The 21,186-nt window shown below is 48.8% G+C and carries 22 protein-coding genes and 1 pseudogene; all 23 read left to right on the top strand.

Features of this window, described 5'->3' with window-relative positions; all coding sequences use genetic code 11:
- A partial coding sequence (locus OCV68_RS07140; protein WP_262571777.1) for a nitroreductase family protein occupies positions 1-638 on the top strand: 638 nt, incomplete at its 5' end.
- 134 nt (positions 639-772) lie between these two features.
- The gene (locus OCV68_RS07135) at positions 773-1,168 is read left to right on the top strand and encodes a GntR family transcriptional regulator (protein ID WP_262571774.1); all 396 of its coding nucleotides are present in this window, start codon (positions 773-775) and stop codon (positions 1,166-1,168) included.
- On the top strand, positions 1,165-3,096 hold the full coding sequence (locus tag OCV68_RS07130) for an efflux RND transporter periplasmic adaptor subunit (protein WP_262571772.1): 1,932 nt from the start codon (positions 1,165-1,167) through the stop codon (positions 3,094-3,096). The genes OCV68_RS07135 and OCV68_RS07130 overlap by 4 nt, the downstream gene beginning before the upstream one ends.
- A 12-nt stretch (positions 3,097-3,108) precedes the next feature.
- On the top strand, positions 3,109-3,924 hold the full coding sequence (locus OCV68_RS07125) for an ABC transporter ATP-binding protein (protein ID WP_262571770.1): 816 nt from the start codon (positions 3,109-3,111) through the stop codon (positions 3,922-3,924).
- Positions 3,924-5,183 (top strand): ABC transporter permease, encoded by a 1,260-nt coding sequence (locus OCV68_RS07120; RefSeq protein WP_147622659.1) that lies wholly within the window; start codon positions 3,924-3,926, stop codon positions 5,181-5,183. The genes OCV68_RS07125 and OCV68_RS07120 overlap by 1 nt, the downstream gene beginning before the upstream one ends.
- 832 nt (positions 5,184-6,015) lie before the next feature.
- Positions 6,016-6,306, top strand: a complete 291-nt coding sequence (gene rpsF / locus OCV68_RS07115; RefSeq protein WP_022474789.1) for a 30S ribosomal protein S6 — start codon at positions 6,016-6,018, stop codon at positions 6,304-6,306.
- A 39-nt stretch (positions 6,307-6,345) separates the two neighbouring features.
- A complete protein-coding gene (locus tag OCV68_RS07110; RefSeq protein WP_022474790.1) occupies positions 6,346-6,885 on the top strand; it encodes a single-stranded DNA-binding protein in 540 nt (179 codons plus the stop codon).
- A 41-nt stretch (positions 6,886-6,926) separates the two neighbouring features.
- Complete coding sequence (gene rpsR / locus OCV68_RS07105) at positions 6,927-7,175, top strand: 30S ribosomal protein S18 (RefSeq protein ID WP_022474791.1); 249 nt, start codon at positions 6,927-6,929, stop codon at positions 7,173-7,175.
- A 267-nt stretch (positions 7,176-7,442) separates the two neighbouring features.
- Positions 7,443-8,426, top strand: coding sequence for an SPFH domain-containing protein (locus OCV68_RS07100; RefSeq protein WP_262571767.1), 984 nt, complete (start codon positions 7,443-7,445; stop codon positions 8,424-8,426).
- Between the two features lie 17 nt (positions 8,427-8,443).
- Positions 8,444-8,944: a GNAT family N-acetyltransferase gene (locus OCV68_RS07095; RefSeq protein ID WP_262571765.1), complete on the top strand. Its 501-nt coding sequence runs from the start codon at positions 8,444-8,446 to the stop codon at positions 8,942-8,944.
- A 74-nt stretch (positions 8,945-9,018) separates the two neighbouring features.
- Positions 9,019-9,180 (top strand): annotated as a pseudogene (locus OCV68_RS14745) (Arc family DNA-binding protein); the annotation flags it as partial.
- A gap of 154 nt (positions 9,181-9,334) precedes the next feature.
- Positions 9,335-9,718 carry an SdpI family protein gene (locus OCV68_RS07085; protein ID WP_262571763.1) on the top strand — a complete coding sequence of 128 codons (384 nt, stop codon included), beginning with the start codon at positions 9,335-9,337 and terminating at the stop codon, positions 9,716-9,718.
- Positions 9,719-9,822: 104 nt separating this feature from the next.
- Positions 9,823-10,566, top strand: coding sequence for an ABC transporter ATP-binding protein (locus OCV68_RS07080; RefSeq protein WP_262571761.1), 744 nt, complete (start codon positions 9,823-9,825; stop codon positions 10,564-10,566).
- Positions 10,553-11,869: an ABC transporter permease gene (locus OCV68_RS07075; RefSeq protein ID WP_262571758.1), complete on the top strand. Its 1,317-nt coding sequence runs from the start codon at positions 10,553-10,555 to the stop codon at positions 11,867-11,869. Before OCV68_RS07080 ends, OCV68_RS07075 begins: the two co-directional genes overlap by 14 nt.
- Positions 11,870-11,889: 20 nt before the next feature.
- Positions 11,890-12,531, top strand: coding sequence for a hypothetical protein (locus OCV68_RS07070; protein WP_262571756.1), 642 nt, complete (start codon positions 11,890-11,892; stop codon positions 12,529-12,531).
- Positions 12,532-13,442: 911 nt separating this feature from the next.
- Complete coding sequence (gene yfmF, locus OCV68_RS07065; RefSeq protein ID WP_262571755.1) at positions 13,443-14,723, top strand: EF-P 5-aminopentanol modification-associated protein YfmF; 1,281 nt, start codon at positions 13,443-13,445, stop codon at positions 14,721-14,723.
- A 1-nt stretch (position 14,724) separates the two neighbouring features.
- The gene (locus OCV68_RS07060) at positions 14,725-16,293 is read left to right on the top strand and encodes a xylulokinase (RefSeq protein WP_262571754.1); all 1,569 of its coding nucleotides are present in this window, start codon (positions 14,725-14,727) and stop codon (positions 16,291-16,293) included.
- Between the two features lie 4 nt (positions 16,294-16,297).
- Entirely contained in the window at positions 16,298-16,990 is a 693-nt protein-coding gene (araD, locus tag OCV68_RS07055; RefSeq protein WP_022474219.1) for an L-ribulose-5-phosphate 4-epimerase, read from the top strand.
- 11 nt (positions 16,991-17,001) lie between these two features.
- Positions 17,002-18,297 (top strand): EF-P 5-aminopentanol modification-associated protein YfmH, encoded by a 1,296-nt coding sequence (gene yfmH / locus OCV68_RS07050; RefSeq protein WP_262571752.1) that lies wholly within the window; start codon positions 17,002-17,004, stop codon positions 18,295-18,297.
- Between the two features lie 2 nt (positions 18,298-18,299).
- A complete protein-coding gene (gene lgt / locus OCV68_RS07045) occupies positions 18,300-19,343 on the top strand; it encodes a prolipoprotein diacylglyceryl transferase (protein ID WP_262571750.1) in 1,044 nt (347 codons plus the stop codon).
- A gap of 18 nt (positions 19,344-19,361) precedes the next feature.
- The gene (folD, locus tag OCV68_RS07040; RefSeq protein ID WP_022474222.1) at positions 19,362-20,216 is read left to right on the top strand and encodes a bifunctional methylenetetrahydrofolate dehydrogenase/methenyltetrahydrofolate cyclohydrolase FolD; all 855 of its coding nucleotides are present in this window, start codon (positions 19,362-19,364) and stop codon (positions 20,214-20,216) included.
- 16 nt (positions 20,217-20,232) lie between these two features.
- On the top strand, positions 20,233-20,883 hold the full coding sequence (locus OCV68_RS07035) for an Ig-like domain-containing protein (protein WP_262571746.1): 651 nt from the start codon (positions 20,233-20,235) through the stop codon (positions 20,881-20,883).
- A gap of 9 nt (positions 20,884-20,892) precedes the next feature.
- Complete coding sequence (locus OCV68_RS07030) at positions 20,893-21,132, top strand: CPCC family cysteine-rich protein (protein ID WP_147622644.1); 240 nt, start codon at positions 20,893-20,895, stop codon at positions 21,130-21,132.
- Positions 21,133-21,186 lie beyond the last annotated feature (54 nt).

Genomic DNA, 21,186 nt, shown 5'->3' with positions numbered 1-21,186 from the left:
TTGATATTATGAGAAAACGCCACAGCGTAAGGAGCTTCCGTTCACTGGAGATAGGCTCTGCCGCAGCTGATATTCTTGACGGATACATTGACGGAATAAATAAGGAGTACGGCGTTTCCCTGAGACTTGTTACGGGCGAACCGAAAGCCTTCGGCGGACTTATCTCAAAGATAGGCACTTTTAAAAATGTACACAGCTATTTTATAGTTGCCGCCCCTAAAGATAAGGAGTTCGAGGCAGGCTACTGCGGCGAGCTTGCCCTGCTTAAAGCTGCGGAGCTTGGCATAAATTCCTGCTGGGTGGGCATGACCTACAGCAAAGGCTTCGTAAGGGCAGAGGGAGCGGATAAGATATTTGCGGTAATTGCCCTTGGATATGGCGATAACAACGGTATCCCACATGACTCAAAGCCTATTGAAAAGCTTTGCTCATGCAGGGGAGAGCCTCAGTGGTTCATGAGAGGCATGGAGGGCGCTATGCTTGCTCCAACCGCCATGAACAGGCAGAAGTTCTTCTTCAGGTGGGACGGCAGGCAGGTGACGGCACAGGCAGGCGCAGGTGTGGGAACTGTCCTTGACCTTGGCATTGCCGTGTGCCATTTTGAGCTTGCCTCGGGTCATAAGGTCGTAAGGGCATAAGCTGATTGTATTATTTGTATAATACAGCTAATATATCCCCCGAGCCAATGAAGACGATTGTTAAAAATTACGATTGACATATTTATCTGTGTGTTGTATTATTGTATTATATCAGTAATACAAGGGGAGATAAGATGCACTGGAGCTTTTCGCCTGATATTCCTATTTATATTCAGATAATCGAACAGCTGGAGCAGATGATAGTATCGGGTATGCTGTCCCCCGGGGACAGACTGCTTTCCGTCCGTGAATTTGCGGCAGAGGCGGGGGTAAATCCCAACACCATGCAGAAGGCTCTTACGGAGCTTGAAAAAAAGGGCGTGGTATCTTCCCAGCGTACACTGGGAAGATTTGTCACCGATGACCCAATGAAGCTCAGCGAGCTTCGTGAAGAGATGGCACAAAAGGAGATAACAAGCTTTCTCGGCGCTATGAAGCGCCTTGGATATACCCGTTCGGAGGTGGTTGCGCTTCTGAACGAAAATAAAGACGCCGCCCTGCGGCAAACAGAAAAAGGAGCAGATTTATGAGCAAAACAAACGCAGCGGGCAGGAAAGGCCCCAAGGTAAAGGTCATCATTCTTCTGATAGTGCTTGCTATCGTCATTGGCTTTGTGGCTATGATGATATACAGCGCATCTATGATGTCGGGAATGACCATGGCTGAGGTGACAGAGCTTCAGAAAAAGAATATCGAAAACACTATTTCGGTAAGCGGCATCGTTGAGAGCCGCACCTTTGAAAAGGTCAGCGCAAACCTCCAGTACAATGTTGAAACTGTCAATGTTGAGGTGGGAGACAAGGTAAAGAAGGGCGATATCCTCGCTACCCTTAATTCCGACGATCTCCAGAACCAGATAATCCAGCAGCAGGCTTCCATCGACAGCAGCAACATCAACACGGAATATTCCCTCACTACTGCCGAGAAGAACTATAACGAAGCTCTCCGGCAGATAAATGACGGTACATATCCCGAAATAAGAAACGCCAAGATGAACCTTGACAGCGCAGAGGACGCACTGAAAAAGGCTCAGGATAAGTATGACGAGCAGCTTGCGGTATCGGGTACCGACCGTGACAGTCAGCTCACCTCCGCAAAAAACAGCGTTGCTTCCGCAAAGGCAGAGCTTGACTATGCTTATGATGATTACACAGAAGCAAAGTCTGACGTTGAAAACGAGGACTACAGCGACATCAAGAACCTTAAAGACGCATATGACGACGCAAAGAAAGAATATGACAGCCGCTACAGCACCGACAAGAACGACGAGCTTACAAAGGCAAGAGAAGCTTACCAGACAGCATATGAAAATTACTCTTATCTTTCCACCATGCTCCAGTTCGAGTCAGGCTCCGTTACACAGAATGACGTTGCCCAGGCTCAGCAGGTATTGAACGAGGCTCAGACAAAGCTTTCCGAGCTTGAAGCAAAGTACAACGTAAAGACCACCGAAAAGACATATGAGAGCGCACTTGAAGCATACACCAAGGCAAAGGCAGACATTGATTCCTCCAACTCAGTAAAGCTCAAAAATGCCGAGCGTGCATATGAGCGTGCAAAGACCTCCTACGAGACTGCAAAGAGCAATCTTGCTTCCGTAGAGGACGGCAACGACACTTCCCTCAAGAGCTACAAGGACGCAGTTGACTCCGCACAGCAGGCTGTTGAAGACGCAAAGGAAAGCTACTCCATCGCACAGAAAAATGCCGAGTCCTCCCTTGCTTCTCTCAAAGCAGCAGCCGACAGGGAAAAGGTGCTTTCCGAAAATGATGTTAACCTTATCAATCTTGAAATTCTCAAGGATAAGCTGGCTGACTGCGTTATCACAGCTCCCTGCGACGGAACCATAACCGAGGTAAATGCAGTATCCGGTTCTGCGGCAGCAGGCGTGCTTTTCATCATCGAGGATCTTGACGACCTTAAAATGACAGCTTCCGTAAAGGAATATTCCATCAGCGAGATGAAAACAGGACTTGACGTAAAGGTAACTATCCCCTCACTCAACAACAAGGAATTTGACGGAACAGTCACAAAAATAGCCCCCACAGGCAACAAGGGCGTTGACGGCAAGAGCGACGGAACATCTTCCTTCGGCGTTGAGATAGCGATCCACGACACCAAGGATTCGGGTGTGCTTATCGGCATGACAAGCAAATGCACCGCAGTTACGGGCAGCGCCGAGAATGTTTATGCGGTAGGCTACGACAGCCTTATCGAGGACGCTGACGGCAACTGCTACATATATGCCGCAGATATGGTGGACGCTACCACTGCAACAGCAAGAAAGATACCCGTTACCACAGGCTTTGAGAGCGATGCGGAGATAGAGATAATCTCCGATGAGCTGACAGACGGCATGACTATCATCACCAACGCAGGCGACGTTACCGACGGCGGCGTTGTTATCATTGCAAGCGCACTGGGCGACGCTGTTCAGAGCGCTGCGGCAGCACAGTAAGGGGTGTTCGCAATGAAAAAAATAACCCCTGCGACCTACGGCTATGCGCCTCCCCCAAAGGAAGCCTCCGAGTACGTTATCTGTGCAAAGGATATCGTAAAGAGCTTCTATGTGGGAACGCCGAATGAGCTGGAGATACTTCACGGAATGACATTCAACGTCCCCAAGGGCGAGTTCGTTTCAATAGTTGGACAGTCGGGTTCGGGCAAGTCCACGCTGATGAACATTATCGGCGCACTTGACCGCCCCACCTCGGGACAGTATTATCTTGACGGAACAGACGTTTCAAAAGCCAGCGATAAGGAGCTTTCGGCGATAAGAAACAAGCAGATAGGCTTCGTTTTCCAGACCTTTAACCTTATCGCAAGAACATCGGCACTGAAAAACATCGAGCTGCCAATGCTTTATGCGGGAGTTCCCGCAAAGCAGCGCAAGGAAAGGGCAGAGGAGCTGCTTGAAATAGTCGAGATGACCGACCGTGCCAAGCATATGCCCAACGAGCTTTCAGGCGGTCAGAAGCAGCGTATCGCCATTGCGAGAGCCATGGCAAACGACCCTGCCATTATCCTTGCCGATGAGCCTACAGGTGCGCTGGACAGCAAAACAGGCCGCCTTGTAATGGACCTTTTCCACAAGCTTCACAAGGAGCAGGGAAAGACCATAGTGCTCATCACCCACAACAACGAGCTGGCAGCCGAGACGGACAGAATAATCACCATCTCTGACGGAAACATCATCGGCGACACGGGCGATATTGCAGAATACAAGCCCGTTCATTCCGAGCAGACCCCAAATGAGCAGACAACAGAAAAGGAGGCAGGGGAATAATGGGCTTCTGGGAAAACATTGCCCTTGCCTTTGCAGGGCTTAAATCAAACAAGATGAGGTCATTCCTCACAATGCTCGGCATCATCATCGGCATAAGCTCGGTAATTGCCATAAGCACCCTTGGAAGCATAATGGAAGCCAGCGTTATGGATATCTTCAACTCCCAGGGCGGCTCCAATCTGGTAGGCTTCCAGCTGACCATGAAGCAGGACGCAGCCCGTGACTATATCATGAATGAGGATTTCATCACCGGTGACATGGTAAAAAGCGTGCAGGAAAAGTTCGGCGACGAGATCGACGCTATAATACTCAGCGCAGGCAGTTCAAGCGGAAAGCTCACACTCCACCGCAAGGATTATGACATCAACCTTTACGGCGTAAACTCGGGATATGTAAAGTCCAGCATGACAAAGGTCATCGCAGGCAGATATATTACCGAAAAGGACTGCGACCAGATGCGAAGCACCTGCGTTATCTCCGACAAGCAGGCACAGAAGATGTTCGGCTCCGTAAGAGGTGCTATAGGAAAAAGCGTTTCCGTTACGGTGAACGGTCAGATAATGGATCTTACAGTGGTTGGTGTTTATGAATATCAGCTTTCCAGTATGATGTCCGCCATGGTAAATATGTCGGGCGAGGACTGGAACGGCGAGATTTATATGCCCTACACCACATATAACCGCAATCTGGACTATGATGAGGACACATTCTATTACTTCAATCTCAACACAAAAACAGGCGTTGATGCAAAGACATTCTGCGACAAGGTGCAGAGCTTTATCAACAACACCTATTACCGTGACAATGATTCCATAGAGGTAATGTACCAGACGGCAGAGTCACAGATGGCAATGATAGATCAGGTGCTGGGAACACTTCAGGTGGCGATATCGGTTATCGCAGGCATATCTCTTCTCGTAGGCGGCATCGGCGTAATGAACATCATGCTGGTATCCGTAACGGAGAGAACCCGTGAAATAGGCGTAAGAAAGGCTATGGGCGCACCCAATTCCGCTATAAGAATGCAGTTCATAGTCGAGTCGATCATAATCTGCCTTATCGGCGGAGCAATAGGCATACTGCTCGGCATAGGTCTTGGAAACATAGCGGGAGCTATTGTCGGCACCATGGCACCACCTTCATTGGGTTCAATAGTGCTTGCGGTGGGCTTCTCCATGGGAATAGGCATATTTTTCGGCTATTACCCCGCAAACCGTGCAGCAAAGCTGGACCCTATAGAGGCTCTCAGATACGAATGATAACAAGGGCTGCTGCAACTGTGCGGCAGCCCATTCTAGTCTGTCGAAAAAGTATAAATTTGACTGATTTCACCAATAATAAAATGACATTTTACATAGTTCTAATTGGTTTATTTGAATTGTTAAATATAATTTTGTATAAAGTCGTTAAAGAGCATGCAAAGGAGACACCTAAGGAGAGAATATGTGTCGTTCCGACACGGAGGAAACCAAAATCCAACAAAAGCGGGCATTCCCCCGTGCCGCTTGTCGGCACATATTGCCGCTTGTCGGCACATATTGCCGCTTGTCGGCACATATTCTCTCCTACGGTTTCTCCGTGCCTTTGCAAAAAGGCAAGCACTCATCTCTTCCCTACCCTCTCACCCCCACCGAGCCCGCTTTTACTGTTTGACTTTAACTTGCGTTTTGACTTCTACAGTCGGTTTTGTTCAACCTCTTTCACCGCCGTGCATTTCATTTGCGGTTTGGCGTTAAAATAGCGGGTGCATTCGTTTTGGACATTTAATTGTCTATCATAATTTAATAGTGCCATTGGAAAATGTTTTTTTGTGAAATTTTTACTTTATTGACAGTTTGAATGGGCTGCACAGTTGCAGCCCATTTCTCTTTGTGCAAATAAAAGTTACCGAGCCGCAGATGAATTGTTCCGAAAAAGCATACTCACGGGCGGAAACAGGCACAGCCTGCTGTTAATAATAATTTTACAAATATCCGGCGGATAACTCCTGCCTGCGTGCTTGACAAAACAGGGGGAGAGTGGTATAATATCATTTGTTATCCTCGTCTGTATATAGAAGTGCAGGCGTAATCCAAGAGGAGGTGCTTATAAATGGCAAAGATCAACGAAACCTATGAAGCAATGGTAGTTTTCAGCCTGAAGCAGGGTGAGGACGGCATTAAGGCTCTTACTGAGAAGTTCAAGGGTATGATGGCAGAGGCAGGTACTGTTGAGTCTGTTGACGAGTGGGGCAAGAGAAAGCTTGCTTACGAGATCGACGATCAGACCGAGGGATACTACGTTCTCTACACATTCACATCTGCTCCCGATTTCCCCGCAGAGCTTGACCGTGTACTCAAGATCACCGAGGGCGTTATGCGTTCACTGATTACTGTTAAGTAATCCGATTTTGAAAGCAAATCTGAAGGAGGCTGAATTGTTATGCTGGGTGCGTGTTCTATAAATAAGGTGATCCTTATGGGCAGACTTACCTCTGACCCCGAGCTTCGCCAGACCCCGAACGGCGTTTCCACCTGCCAGTTTACCGTTGCGGTAACACGTGGATATACAAGTCAGAATGGCGAAAGACAGTCTGATTTCATCAACGTTGTGGCATGGAGACAGACTGCGGAATTTGTGTGCCGTTATTTCAATAAGGGCAGACTTATACTTGTCGAGGGCGAGCTTAGAACCAGAACCTATGATGACAAGCGTTACCCCGATGTACGTCACTATGTTACCGAAGTTTTTGCAGACAATGTTTCATTCGGTGAAACAAAGGGTTCCGCAGGCGGAGGATATCAGCAGGGCGGCTACAGCGGCGGTCAGTCTCAGAACAACAATTACGGCAGCCAGGGCGGATATCAGCAGCAAGCTCCCCAGCAGCCTGCATATCAGCAGTCTGCACCTGCACCCGCAGTTTCGGTGGGAGACCTGAGCGACTTTGAAGAAGTCATCAGCGACAGCGATCTTCCGTTCTGATTGCAGAAAACGACCAATTTCTGAATAAGGAGGTTTCATTCATGGAAAAGGATAGAGAAAGAGCTCCCAGAGGCGCAAAGAGAACCCGCAAGAAGGTTTGCCAGTTCTGCGCTGACAGAGTGGAGAAGATAGATTACAAGGATACTGCTAAGCTCAGAAAGTGCATGACCGAGCGTTCCAAGATTCTTCCCAGAAGAGTTACCGGTACCTGCGCATACCACCAGAGAGAACTTACAGTTGCTATCAAGAGAGCAAGACACATCGCTCTTCTTCCTTACGTTTCCGACTGATTTTTTTCATAAGCAGTCCATGCCGTTCCTGAAAAGGGGCGGCATTTTTATTTTTTTGCGTAAATAACATTATACTAAGAACCAATTAAAAACTATACAAAAAATCGAGCTTAATCTTGCGTATATGGATTATGCGATGATTTTTTGTCTATAGTTTTATTGGTGATTAGTATTATTTGCCTCTTGACAAACATGGAAATATATGCTATTATGATGATATCAAAATGATATCATCTGACAAAAGCAAAATAACAAGGAGGCACTTTTATGAAAGAGAAAAAAGAGATAATAAGTACAGTTGAGGAAAAGGAGCTGAATGCTCCCAACGGGCTTGCTGTGGGCATTCTTTCCGTGCTGGTGTATGTTGCTGCCGCTGTGGGAGTTATCCCTGCGGCTATGGCACTGGATAACGGCAGCACAGCTTTCGGCGCACCTCTTATGGTGATGTGCGTATTGTGGCTGTGCGTCGGTTGGATACCTTTTATGGGCGTAAAGGTAATACGTCCCAACGAGTCGCTTGTCCTCACACTCTTCGGAAAATATACGGGTACACTTAAAAAGGAGGGCATATTCTTCGTAAATCCATTTAGCATTGCCGTCAACCCTGCATCTGCCCAGAAGATCGCTTCCGGCAAAAATCCTCAGGAAGCGACTGCGCCTGTGGGCAAAAAGCTGTCCCTCAAGGCAATGACCCTTGACAACAAAAAGCAGAAAATAAACGACCGTGACGGCAATCCCATTGAGATAAGCATTGTTGTTATCTGGAAGATAGCAAACACCGCAAAGGCTGTTTTCAATGTGGACAACTACGAGGAATATGTTTCAATTCAGTCAGATTCCGCTCTCCGTGATGTGGCAGGGGCGTATCCTTACGACGGCGACGGGGAAAATGTCAAGTCCCTGAGAGGTTCTTCTGCCGAGATCGCAGGACATCTGCGTGATATGCTGCAGTCCAGGGTAGATGATGCGGGAATTGAGGTAATTGAAGCCCGCATAACCCACCTTGCCTATGCTCCCGAAATAGCTGCGGCTATGCTCCAGAGACAGCAGGCGGCTGCCATTATCGAAGCTCGCCAGAAGATAGTTGACGGCGCTGTGGGCATGGTGGAAATGGCTCTCGAAAGGCTTTCTGAAAACCATGTCTGCGAGCTTGACGAGGAACGCAAGGCACAGATGGTGTCAAATCTGCTGGTTGTACTCTGCGGCAACAAGGACGCTCAGCCTATAGTAAACAGCGGTTCGATATATTGATAAAAAGGAAAATTCATATGGATATTATATACGAAAAAGCAGTTCCCACCGACCTTGATGAGCTTTGCTCGGTGATAAAAAGAGCGGTGGAGAAAATGGATTCCATGGGCATATTCCAGTGGGACGAGGTATATCCCGACCGTGCCACTTTGCAGGATGATATTGAAAAGGGTCAGATGTATGTGGGCAGGGCAGGCGGCAGGATCGCTGTTATGTTCGTACTGAATATGCAGTATGACGAGTCCTATAACCATGCTGCGTGGAAAGCCCCCGATGTGCCCTACAGAGTGCTCCACAGATTTTGCGTTGACCCTGATTTTCAGGGCTGCGGAGTGGGCGGCAAAGCTCTTGACCACATCGAAAAGCTTCTTTCAGAGCAGGGGATTCATGCTGTTCGAATAGATGCTTTCAGCAAAAATCCCTATGCTTTGAAAATGTATGAAAAGCACGGCTATACCGTTGCTGGCACAGTCGATTTCCGCATGGGGCTTTTCATGCTTATGGAAAAGTATTTTTGACGGCTTACGGAAATGCTTGGCAGCATAATAACAACTGTAATGTATAAAGAAAAATAAGTTATGAGGTGAAGTGAATGGCTGAAAATGAAAATACCAAGGTGAAAAAGCAGGTGCCGCTCAGGCTGTCCGCTTCCCTTTATGATGAGCTGGCAAGGTGGGCGGAGGACGATTTCCGTTCCATCAACGGACAGATAGAATATCTGCTGACGGAATGCGTCAACAAGCGCAGAAAATCCAAGTCGAAGCTTGTCTTTCAGATGACTGCCGAGGAGCTGGCAAATTCGGGCTTTGAGATAGACCTCCCCGACGGCTCAAAGAAGCGCTACCGCAATTTCCGTGAGTTTCTGTGCGAGCTGGACGAAGAAAACGGCAGCGGAAAGGGTGATGGTGATGTTTGAGATAATTTTCAGCGTGGTATTGTCTGTTTTTCTGCCTGTGGTCATGATATCCTGCGGATATTGGTTCGTCACAAATCCGCCCGATAATATAAACGGAATAGTGGGCTACAGGTCAAAAAGATCAATGATAAACGGCAGCACATGGGCATATGCCCACAAGGTCAGCGGGATACACTGGCTTATCTGCGGAGCGATAGGACTTTTGTGCCCCATTGCCCTGGCAGTTCTTGGATTTACGGGAACTATCTATGGCAACGGCTGCCTTTATGGACTGCTTGCCGCAGAAGCCTTTCAGCAGATATTGCTGCTGTCCGTTATGCCTGTTACCGAGCATAAGCTCAAAAACAAATTCAATGAGGACGGCACACTCAGGTAAATTAGAATATCATTAAAAAGTGCGAAACATTATTGAAATAAAATCGGGCCTATGCTATAATGACAAAAAGACATTCATGTTAAACATGAGAAAGGAAGAACAATATGGGTGAGATACTCAGGGTTGAAAACCTGACAAAGGAGTATAAAAAAGGCGTTGTTGCCGTAAACAGCGTGAACTTCTCCGTAAATGAGGGGGAGATATTTGCGCTTATCGGTCCCAACGGCGCAGGAAAAACATCTACCATACGAATGATATCCACGCTTATCACTCCCACCAGCGGAGATGCGTTTGTGGACGGTCACAGCATTATCAAGGAGCCTGACAAGGTGCGCCAGGCAATAACCTACCTCCCTGATGAGGCAGGCGCTTACAAGACCATGACAGGCATGGACTATCTTTACTTTATGGCAGGGCTTTTTTCCTCCGACAAGGACGAGATAGATACTTTTGTTAACCGTGGCGTAAATATGTGCGGTCTGGGCGACAGGCTGGAAGAGAAGATAGGCGGCTATTCAAGAGGTATGATTAGAAAGCTGCTGCTCTCCCGTGCGGTAATGACACGCCCCCGCCTTGCCATACTGGACGAGGCTACCTCGGGACTGGACGTTATAAACGCCCTTGATATCAGAAAAACTATAAGAAAGCTTTCCGCAGAGGACGGCATGAGCTTCCTGCTCTCCTCCCACAATATGCTGGAGATAGAATATGTCTCCGACAGAGTGGGCATAATGGCGCACGGCAAAATAATGGCTGTGGGAACTATCGACGAGCTGAAGCAGCGCTATGAAGCGGCTAACCTTGAAGAGGTATTTGAAAGGGTGGTGACTTCTGATGAAGTTAGGTAACCTTCTTAAAAAAGAGCTGAGAGAACTGCTCACCAAGCAGGCGATATTTGCCATGATATTCACCTGCGTGCTGCTTATCTGCCTGGGTCAGTTCATGGGCGGCGTTATGGACGATGCCATCAACAATTCCCAGGTAAATATCGCCGATCTGGACGGCTCCCGGTTCACGGCGGATATGATAACGGCTCTGCCCGATTACGGCGCAGACCCCGAGGTGGTAACACTTCAGTCCGATGATTATTTCAGCGAGCTTAAAAGGCTGGGACTGGATAATCTTGTGATTATCCCCGCAGGCTTCGGCGAGACCGTTATGAACGGCGGTCAGGCATCGGTAAACTGCGTGAGCCTTATTGACAAGGGCGGTCTGGCATCTTCCATGAAGAGCATTTCCGCAGCAAGCCTTACATCGTCCATCAGTGCATATACCTCAAAGTATATCGAGACGGAGAAAATGGGGCTTACCGATGAGCAGATGCAGCTTATAAGCGAGCCTGTGCTGGCGGTTTCCTACACCGCAGCCAACGGAAAGACTGTTGAAGTCTCCTCCGAGGCACTGAGCGCAATGCTTATGAACCAGTCAATGATAGCTCCCTTTGCGGTGTTCTTCCTCGTCCTCATGGCTTCCCAGATGATAATGACAGCCATTTCCACCGAGAAGATAGACAAGACCCTTGAAACACTGCTTTCCGCACCCGTTTCAAGATTTACAGTGCTTATGGCAAAAATGATAGCTGCACTTATAGTGGCTCTCCTCAATGCGGCATCAATGGTCGTGGGCTTTGCGTTCTATATGAACGGCATGATGGGCAGTGCGGTGAACGAGATATCCTCCGATGCAAGCGGCAGTATCTCCATGGGCGACGCAATGAAAACTCTTGGACTTACCCTTTCGGGCGGTCAGATGGCGATTTTTGCAGTTCAGCTGTTCCTTACCATTGCCATAGGTCTTTCCGTGTCCCTTATCCTCGGAGCAATGGCCACCGATACCAAGTCCGTCCAGACACTGGTGCTTCCCATTATGATGATAACCATGATACCTTTCTTTGTCACCATGTTTGCGGACGTAAATTCCCTTTCTCCCATTCCCAGGATAATTCTTTACATCATTCCCTTTACCCACACTTATACGGCTATGAACAATATGCTGTTCGGTCATATGGGACTTGTCTGGGTCGGACTTATATATCAGCTGGTGTTCTTTGCGGTATGTATGTATCTGGCGGTGAAGATATTCACCACAGACCTGCTCTTTACAATGAGCCTGCCCGTAAAGTCAGCGGCAAAGGCTCCCAAAAAGAAATGATATTTTGAAAGGATAGCTTTATGAAAAAAAGAGCGGTGGAGGCAGTGCTGATACTGGCGGCGCTTATCGGAGTGTTTGTGCTGGTGAATTTGCTCCAGTCAGGCATCAGCGGTGCTGTCAGGCAGATAGACGGACAATACTACAGCATAAGCGAGCGTGAGCTTTCACTCACACTTATGACGACCGACGGAACAGACAGCCTCAGCGACTTCACACGCCTTAAAAAGCTTAAAGTTACTCCCTATAAGGCACAGGTCAAGGACGCTATAAGAACGGATATCGACGCAGGTGTTTCCGACGCACTTAAACAGGAAGCGGAAAATGTTTACAGCGACTGCACCGATCTGGAGGATATCTCCTTTGTGAGCCTTGCCCCTGCTTTGCAGAAGCTGGACGTTTCCCTCTGTGCCGTAAGCGACATTTCCTGCCTTGAAAATATGAGCCTTACGGAGCTTAATATCTCCCACACAAAGGTCTCCGACCTGACCCCGCTGACCGATATGGACAGCATACAGGTGTTGTATATCGAGGATATCCCTGCGGAGGATTTTTCGCCTCTCCTTGAGATGAAAGGGCTTAAAAAGGTCACTGGGGACAAAAAGCTTGAAGCAGTGGCTGATGCGCTGAGAGATAAGGGCGTGGAGGTCATAATAACAGAATGAATATAAGCAGTCCGTGAAATATCGGGCTGCTTTTTGTTATAAAAGGAATAAACAAGAATATAGGAAAATCCGTGCTATTTAGTACAAGGCAAAAAGTTTAGACCACCTTGTCGTCCTTGCCACAGTGGGGCAAGGCAATTAAAACAATATCCGACTGACTAAAATATGTCGGCAATATAAGCAATCTCCACCGCAGAGCTAAACAAAACGAACAGCAGATACTCGATATGTAAACGCCAGACCGCAAATGAGCGGGGCGGCGGTGAAAGGTACGAAACAATATTTAATATAGTAGACAAACAAAAAATTAAGCCAAACTGTAAAAGCGGGCTTAGTGGGGGTGAGAGGGTAGGGAAAAGGAGTGCAGAGGAGAAACCGTAGGAGAGAGGGGGGAATGCCCGCTTTTGTTGGGTTTGGGTTTCCTCCCTCTCTCCTTAGGTGTCTCCTTTGCATGGTACGGACATATTAAATTGAAACTGTAGTTTGACCGTACCTGCGCCTTACGGAGGAAACCAAAATCGCCATTCCTAACGGAATGTCTCTTGGTTTCAAGCCGCCTGCATGAAATAGTTTTTGGTTTGTTTGAGATAAAACTTACATTTTGCTAGCTTTTGAACTCAAAGTGCAGGCGGCTTTGGGGATTTGGGGGTCAGTCGGCTAACAGGTTAATCACATTAACCGCTTGCAAAGATTTCGCAGGTAAACGTAGTTTACCACTGCGGCAACAGCGACCAGATGGCTCTGCCCTCAGTGGACTTCCTAAACCCTTTACCTTGACCTTATTTGTGTGGATTTTTTTATTTGCTTTCACTGCCTTGCGGTCGCAAAAAAAGTTTGAAAAACAGTGGAAAAATATTTTCCTGTGTGTTATAATAAAAAAGTACAATCTTTTTTATATCGGAGTTGATTACGTGGCGATAAAACGAGAAAGAAAAATCATCGGAAGCGCCGACAGAGGCATTGCCCTTACCGTGCTTACCGACAGCAAATTCAAAACCGACAGCTATATCATTCATTTCATAACAAGGCTCACCGAGGAGAACGCCTCTGCCAATGCGGCAATAGCCTTTATGCTTGAGGATACCTGCGCAAAGTATCCTACCATAACCGCTTTTAACACAAGACTTGCCGAGCTTTACGGTGCCAGCGTAAGAGGCGGTATCAGCCGCTTTGCCGACAGCCAGACTATTACCATGTCCGCCAGCTGCATAGGAGACAGATTTGCGCTGGAGGGTGAGGATATATCCGCCTCAGTGCTTGAACTGCTCTGCAGCTGTGTTTTCGACCCCGTATCCGAAAACGGCGCATTCCCCGAAAAGCAGTTTGCCCTGAAAAAGCAGGAGCTTATTGACGATATTGACGCTGATATCAACGACAAACGCTCATATGCCCTTAAAAAGGCTGGCAAAGTGATATACGAGAACGAGCCTGCGGGCATACCTGTCAAGGGCGAGCGCTCCGATGCTGAGGCTCTTACATCAGAGCAGGTTTGGAAAGCATACAAGGAGCTGCTCCGTACTGCAAGGATCGAGATTTTCTTTGTGGGCAGGGAGCTTCCCGAAAAGTGTGAAAAGCTCATAAACGACAGATTTTCCGCCATGGACAGGGGAACGGTATATTCCCCCTCTGAAAAGCTTTCACCCTTAAAGCCCGAGGTAAGATATGAGACCGAGCGCCTTGATGTGCTCCAGAGCAAGATGGTCATGGCGTACAAGACAAGCATAAAAAGCCCTGCCGTCCGCAGAGTATTCACCGCACTTTTCGGCGGACTGCCCGTATCCATGCTTTTCATGAACGTAAGAGAAAAGCTGAGCCTTTGCTATTACTGCGCCGCAAGCTTTGCGGAGAAATCGGGTGTTATGTTCGTTGACAGCGGCGTTGAGAGCGAGAACATCGAGCCTGCACGCAAGGAAATAGAAAATCAGCTGGCGCTTACCGCCAAGGGTGAGTTCTCCGACGAACTGCTTGAGCAGGCAAAGCTTGCCATGGTGTGCGCCCTCAAGGGAGCAGACGATTCCCCACGCAACATTGCGGACTGGTATTTCAGCGACTGCACCAAGAGCGAGGAGGATATTCTTTCTCCCGAAAAGCTTTCGGAGCTTATTGAAAAGGTAACAAAGAAGCAGGTAATGGAATTTGCCGCTTCCCTTAAACTTGATACTGTTTACGTGCTTACGGGAAAGGAAAACTGATATGACTATTGTCGAAAAGATCAGAACAGGAAAGACATATCTGGGCATTGAGCTTGGTTCCACAAGAATAAAGGCGTGCCTTATCGACGACGAGATGAAGCCCATAGCTTCGGGCGCTCACGAGTGGAAGAACCGCTTTGAAAACGGCTACTGGACATATTCCCTTGATGATATCCATAACGGCATCCGCTCCTGCTATGCTTCGCTCCTGGCGGACGTAAAGGAGAAATACGGCGTTTGCCCCGAGACCTACGGCGCAATGGGCGTTTCCGCCATGATGCACGGTATCATGGCATTTGATGAAAACGGAACTCTTCTCACTCCTTTCAGGACATGGCGAAACACCACCTCCGAAAAGGCTGCGGCAGAGCTTACCGAGCTGCTTGATTTCAACATTCCCCAGCGCTGGAGCTGTGCACATTTCTATCAGTCGGTGCTCGACAAAGAGGAATATGTTCCCAAAACCAAGAAAGTAACGACCCTTGCAGGCTATATCCATTTCATGCTCAGCGGAGAAAATGCCGTTGGCATAGGCGAGGCTTCGGGAATTTTCCCCGTTGATATGACAAGCTATGACAAGAACAAGATGAAAAAATATGCCGATAAAATAGCTTCCCATGGCTATGATAATGATATATACAGCCTTTTCCCTGCCGTTAAGAGCGCAGGTGAAAAGGGGGCATATCTTACTGAAGAGGGCGCAAGGTTCCTTGATCCCACAGGAAGCCTTAAAGCAGGCGTTCCTCTCTGCCCTCCCGAGGGAGACGCAGGCACGGGAATGGTTGCCACAAACTCCGTAAGAGCAGGCACAGGAAATATCTCCGCAGGTACTTCCGTATTTTCCATGCTGGTGCTCAGCGAGCCTCTTGCCGCTGTTCACAGGGAGATAGACATGGTAACTACCCCCGACGGATATCCCGTTGCCATGGTACACTGCAACAGCTGCTGCACCGAGCTTGACGCATGGGTGAATATGTTCGGCGAATTCGGCGCACTTATGGGCTGTGATATCGACAAGTCGGAGCTTTACGAAAAGCTTTACCGCAATGCCATGAACGCTGCCCCGGACTGCGGCGGAGCGGTGGCATACGGCTTTATGTCAGGCGAGCCTGCCGCAAATGTTGAAAAGGGCTATCCCGCATATTTCCGCTCGCCCGAGCACGCTCCCACACTGGGCGAATTTTTCAGAGCGCAGCTTTATTCATCTGTTGGTGCGCTTAAAATGGGTATGGATATCCTGTTTGATACCGAGAAAGTATCTGCACAGCTGTTCACCTGCCATGGCGGACTTTTCAAGGTAAAGAACGCCGCCGCACAGATAATTGCCGATGCTCTTGATACCCCTGCGGCTGTTATGACCACAGCAGGCGAGGGCGGCGCATGGGGCATTGCTCTCCTTGCGGCTTATATGATGACAGGCAACGGCAAAAAGCTTGCCGACTGGCTTGACAGCACAGTTTTCGGCGATATGGAAAAGACAGTCTCCTACCCTGAGGAAAAGGGCAGAGAGGGATATGAAAAGTACATAGCCGCTTTCAGAAAAGGCCTTGCAATGTACGGAAAGGAATGATAATATGCTGGAAAATCTCAAAAAAGAAGTTCTTGAAGCAAATCTTCTGCTTCCCAAATATAATCTTGTAACATTCACATGGGGCAATGCCTCCGCCGTTGACAGAGAGAGCGGAATGGTGGTAATAAAGCCCTCAGGCGTTTCCTATGAGGGAATGACTGCCGATGATATGGTAGTTGTGGAGCTTGCCACAGGCAAGGTTGCCGAGGGCAAGTACAAGCCCTCCAGCGATACACCCACACATCTTGAGCTTTACAGACGCTTTGAAAATATGGGAGGCATCGTCCACACCCACAGCAGATGGGCAGCGGCATTCGCACAGGCAGGCTGCGGCATCATACCCATGGGCACAACTCAGGGCGACTATTTCTACGGCGAGATACCCTGCACAAGGGACATGACCCCCGAAGAGATAGGCGGCGAATACGAAAAGGAAACAGGCGTTGTTATTGCAGAGGCATTTGAGGGCATCGACCCCATGACCATTCCTGCGGTGCTGGTAAAGAACCACGGTCCCTTTACATGGGGCAAGGACGCTATGGAAGCTGTTCACAACGCTGTTGTGCTGGAAGAGGTGGCATTTATGAACTATCACGCCGCTTCCATAAATCCCTCTGCGGGAGCAATGCCCCGGGCTCTGCTTGACAGGCATTACCTGAGAAAGCACGGTAAGAATGCCTACTACGGTCAGAACTGAGGAGAAAAGTCATGACAAGAGAGATCATTTCCAATGACCGCACAGGCGAAAAATACACACGGATAAAGCACGACAGCGGTCTTGAGATACTTATCTGGAAGACCGAGGGCTACAGCATAAAGCACGCCCTTTTCGGCACACGCTACGGCTCGGTGAACACCACCTTCAAGACCCGTGACGATGCTGATTTTGTCACCGTGCCCAACGGCATTGCCCATTATCTGGAGCACAAGCTTTTCGAGAACGAGGACTGCGGCGTGTTCGAGCTTTACGCAAAGACAGGTGCATTCGGCAACGCATACACTTCATTCGACAGGACCTGCTATCTTTTCTCCTGCACCGAGAACTTTATCCCCTCCCTGAAAATACTGCTGGATTTTGTCCAGAAGCCCTATTTCACCGAGGAGACCGTCCGCAAGGAGCAGGGCATCATCGGTCAGGAAATAAGAATGTACGAGGACGACCCCAACTGGCGTGTGTTCTTTAATATGTTGGGCGGCATCTATCACGAAAATCCCGTTAAGATAGACATTGCAGGTACAAAGGAGAGCATTGCCCAGATCAATGCCGACCTGCTTTACCGCTGCTATTACACTTTCTACAATCTCCACAACATGGTGCTTGCCATTGCAGGAGACGTTGACGAGGACGAGATAATGAAGCTCTGCGACGAGATGCTTATCCCCTCCGATAACAAGGAGCTTATGACCATAGTTCCCGAGGAGCCTGTTACCGTGGCTTCAAAGTACGTGGAGCAGAAGCTTGAAGTGGCAGTGCCCATGTTCAACATCGGCTACAAGTCCGAGCCTGTGAGCAATGGGGACATAGTAAGGTGCGAGGTGCTTTCCGACATGGTTCTTGCCATGCTGGCAGACGAGACCTCCGACTTCTACAAGCGCCTTTACGATGAGGGACTTATCAACTCCGTATTCTCTTCCGAGACATTCTCGGGCGACGGATTTTTCGTTCCCATTTTCGGCGGCGAGTCCAGAGAGCCCGAAAAGGTGGCACAGCTTATCGCCGAGGAAATAGAGCGCCGCAAGCAGGTCGGCTTTACAAAGGAAGAGTTCGAGACTGTAAGAAAGGCATATTACGGCAGCCTTATCCGCAACCTTGGCAATCCCGAAGCCATTGCAAGCGGACTTATCAAGGCAGGCCTCAGGAGCACAGGCAACGCATTCTCCACCATCGAAACTGTGGCAAGCGTTACCGCAGAGGACGCAGCGGAGTTCCTCCGTCAGCGCTTTGACCCCGAAAACTGCACGCTGTCCGTTATCCGCAGTGAAGAACAGGAGGGCAAGGCTTAACTATGGAAGCACTTTCAAGGCTTCCTGTTGATAACGTGGTCTTTCCCAAGCTTGGGATAGACCTTACTATCAATTCGGAAGCTATATCAATATTCGGCTTTTCCGTAAAGTGGTACGGCGTTATGATAGCGCTGGGCATGCTTCTTGCCATGATGTACTGTTTCAGACGCGCAAAGGAGTACGGCATTGACGGCGACAGGCTCATTGATGCGGTCATTGCCGGCGTTATAGGCGCAGTTGTGGGCGCAAGGCTCTACTACGTGGTACTCCATTCAGCAAGTTATCACAGCATCAAGGACATACTTTCCATAAGGGACGGCGGACTTGCCATTTACGGCGGCATAATCGGCGGACTGCTTTTTGGCTGCATTATGGCAAAAATACGCAAGCTGAAGATCATGCCCACCCTTGATATTGTCGCCATGGGACTTTTCATCGGTCAGTGCCTTGGCAGATGGGGCAACTTCTTCAATCAGGAGGCATTCGGTACAAACACCGATCTTCCTTGGGGAATGTCAGGCGGCAGGATACAGAACTACCTTATAAATCATCAGGCAGAGCTGGCTGCAAAGGGAATAGAGATCGACCCCATGCTCCCCGTTCACCCCTGCTTTTTGTATGAATCCCTGTGGTGCCTTATCGGTTTCCTTATCCTGCATTTCTACCACAAGCACAGAAAATTTGACGGCGAGATCTTTGCGCTGTATATTTTCCTCTACGGACTGGAAAGGTCTGTGGTGGAGGGTCTGAGAACGGACAGCCTTTACATCGGCAGCGTGAGGGCTTCGCAGATGCTGGCTGCAATAAGCGCCGCTGCGGCACTGGTGTATATCATTGTCATGCGTGTGAGACTTAAAAAGGCCCCCGTTCCCCTCTACCGTGATACCGAGGAATCAAAGCGCCTTATCGCAGAATCCGAAAAGGCAGAGCAGGCTGAGGAGGACTGCCGCAAGGCAAAGAAAGAGCAGAAAAATCAGCTTACTGACGACCAGAAGATAGTTTCCGACGAGCCTGAGGACGGTTCTGAGGAAAATGGCGAAAAATAATTTCAGGGAGGAAAAATCATGGCAAATCTCATTGACGGCAAGGCAGTTTCCGCAAAGGTAAAGGCAGCTGTAAAGGCTGAGACCGAGGAGCTTAAAGCAAAGGGCATTTCCGTTGGACTGGCAGTTGTTATCGTAGGTGATAACCCTGCTTCCAGAGTATATGTGAACAACAAGAAAAAGGCGTGCGCAGAGGTGGGCTTTGAGTCCTTTGAGTATGCTCTTCCCGAAGAGACCTCTCAGGCAGAGCTTTTGGCTCTGGTGGAAAAGCTCAACAATGACGACAGAGTAAACGGCATTCTGGTCCAGCTCCCTCTTCCCAAGCAGATAAACGAAAATGCCGTTATAAACGCTATCCGCCCCGACAAGGACGTTGACGCATTCCACCCCGAGAATGTGGGCCATATTATGATAGGCGACTACAGCTTCCTGCCCTGCACACCCGCAGGCGTTATGGAGCTTATTGCCGACACCGGAGTTGATGTGTGCGGCAAGAACTGCGTGGTAATCGGCAGAAGCAACATCGTCGGCAAGCCTATGGCAATGCTTTTGCTCCACAAGAACGGAACCGTTACCATCACCCACTCAAAGACACAGAACCTGAAAGAGATATGCGCAAATGCGGATATCCTTGTGGCAGCTGTTGGCAAGGCAAAGTTCGTTACCCCCGATATGGTCAAGGAGGGCGCTGTTGTCATCGACGTAGGCATGAACAGAAACGAGCAGGGCAAGCTCTGCGGAGACGTTGACTTTGATGCCTGCAAGGACAAGGCAGGATATATCACTCCCGTTCCCGGCGGCGTTGGCCCCATGACCATTGCAATGCTTATGAGAAACACTCTTACAGCTGCAAAGAAGAAAAACGGCATAGCATAAGAAATGAGGTGACGGTATGAAGATCATAAGAAGCATCATAACTATCCTGCTGACACTTTCCCTGTGCTTATGCACTTTCGGAGCCGAAGCGGCTGCAAAGTCTGCCGATAAGACTGCCGTAAGTGTTTCGGACAGCGCAAAGAACATCAGGGTATCGGACAAAAGCATAACCCTTGAAGAGGGGCAGTCCGTAAAGGTAACTGTCTATACGGGCGGCAAAAGTGTAAAGTATCAGCGAAGCACCAAAGCTGTTTCCTGCAAGGCGGGAAAGACCAGAAAGGGCAAATTCACCCTTACGGTAACAGGCGTTAAAGAGGGCAGCTGCACCATAACCCTTTATGATAAGAACAATAAGTCTGACAAGTTCAAAATAAAGGTGACTGTCACCGAGGCGACCTACTACACTTTCAGGACGGAGGAGCTTTTCGAGTCTCACTTCCTGAAGCACGGCGCTGAGTTCGGGGACATTACCAAGCAGGAGTATCTTGACAAGGCAAATGCTTTGATAGACGATACCTCCGACGATGTTCTTACCAAGCGTGAGGAGGACGGCGACTATCTTTTCTTCAACACCGAAACGGGCGAGTTCCTTGTTCTCAGCGAGGACGGCTATATCAGAACGTTCTTTATCCCCGATGACGGCATAGACTACTGGAACCGCCAGTGAGGAGGACATATGAAAGGTAAATGCCAGTGCTGCGGATATTATACCGTGGAAAATGAATACGACATCTGCCCCGTATGCTTCTGGGAGCGGGACGATAATGTAAGCCCCGACTGCGCAGGGGGAGCAAACAGCATATGCCTCATAGAAGCGCAGAAAAACTACAGAAAATACGGCGCCTGCGAGGAAAAATGGGTCTCAAAGGTGCGTTTGCCCCGTGAGGACGAAAAACTTCCCTCGGCGGAAAAATGAATATATACACTTTTTGACGCATATCCAATATAATATACAGTATAAAACACATGA

It is taken from the genome of Huintestinicola butyrica (assembly GCF_025567215.1).
Lineage (GTDB): Bacteria > Bacillota > Clostridia > Oscillospirales > Ruminococcaceae > Huintestinicola > Huintestinicola butyrica.
This window is presented reverse-complemented; position numbering and strand designations above follow the sequence as displayed.

Coding starts and splice junctions, on each gene's coding strand:
- OCV68_RS07110 (WP_022474790.1), top strand. CDS start 6,346: ATGCTGGGTGCGTGTTCTATAAATAAGGTGATCCTTATGGGCAGACTT.
- lgt (WP_262571750.1), top strand. CDS start 18,300: ATGGAAGCACTTTCAAGGCTTCCTGTTGATAACGTGGTCTTTCCCAAG.
- rpsF (WP_022474789.1), top strand. CDS start 6,016: ATGGCAAAGATCAACGAAACCTATGAAGCAATGGTAGTTTTCAGCCTG.
- araD (WP_022474219.1), top strand. CDS start 16,298: ATGCTGGAAAATCTCAAAAAAGAAGTTCTTGAAGCAAATCTTCTGCTT.
- OCV68_RS07100 (WP_262571767.1), top strand. CDS start 7,443: ATGAAAGAGAAAAAAGAGATAATAAGTACAGTTGAGGAAAAGGAGCTG.
- OCV68_RS07075 (WP_262571758.1), top strand. CDS start 10,553: ATGAAGTTAGGTAACCTTCTTAAAAAAGAGCTGAGAGAACTGCTCACC.
- OCV68_RS07135 (WP_262571774.1), top strand. CDS start 773: ATGCACTGGAGCTTTTCGCCTGATATTCCTATTTATATTCAGATAATC.
- OCV68_RS07080 (WP_262571761.1), top strand. CDS start 9,823: ATGGGTGAGATACTCAGGGTTGAAAACCTGACAAAGGAGTATAAAAAA.
- OCV68_RS07035 (WP_262571746.1), top strand. CDS start 20,233: ATGAAGATCATAAGAAGCATCATAACTATCCTGCTGACACTTTCCCTG.
- OCV68_RS07070 (WP_262571756.1), top strand. CDS start 11,890: ATGAAAAAAAGAGCGGTGGAGGCAGTGCTGATACTGGCGGCGCTTATC.
- OCV68_RS07030 (WP_147622644.1), top strand. CDS start 20,893: ATGAAAGGTAAATGCCAGTGCTGCGGATATTATACCGTGGAAAATGAA.
- folD (WP_022474222.1), top strand. CDS start 19,362: ATGGCAAATCTCATTGACGGCAAGGCAGTTTCCGCAAAGGTAAAGGCA.
- OCV68_RS07120 (WP_147622659.1), top strand. CDS start 3,924: ATGGGCTTCTGGGAAAACATTGCCCTTGCCTTTGCAGGGCTTAAATCA.
- rpsR (WP_022474791.1), top strand. CDS start 6,927: ATGGAAAAGGATAGAGAAAGAGCTCCCAGAGGCGCAAAGAGAACCCGC.
- OCV68_RS07130 (WP_262571772.1), top strand. CDS start 1,165: ATGAGCAAAACAAACGCAGCGGGCAGGAAAGGCCCCAAGGTAAAGGTC.
- OCV68_RS07085 (WP_262571763.1), top strand. CDS start 9,335: ATGTTTGAGATAATTTTCAGCGTGGTATTGTCTGTTTTTCTGCCTGTG.
- OCV68_RS07125 (WP_262571770.1), top strand. CDS start 3,109: ATGAAAAAAATAACCCCTGCGACCTACGGCTATGCGCCTCCCCCAAAG.
- OCV68_RS07095 (WP_262571765.1), top strand. CDS start 8,444: ATGGATATTATATACGAAAAAGCAGTTCCCACCGACCTTGATGAGCTT.
- yfmH (WP_262571752.1), top strand. CDS start 17,002: ATGACAAGAGAGATCATTTCCAATGACCGCACAGGCGAAAAATACACA.
- OCV68_RS07060 (WP_262571754.1), top strand. CDS start 14,725: ATGACTATTGTCGAAAAGATCAGAACAGGAAAGACATATCTGGGCATT.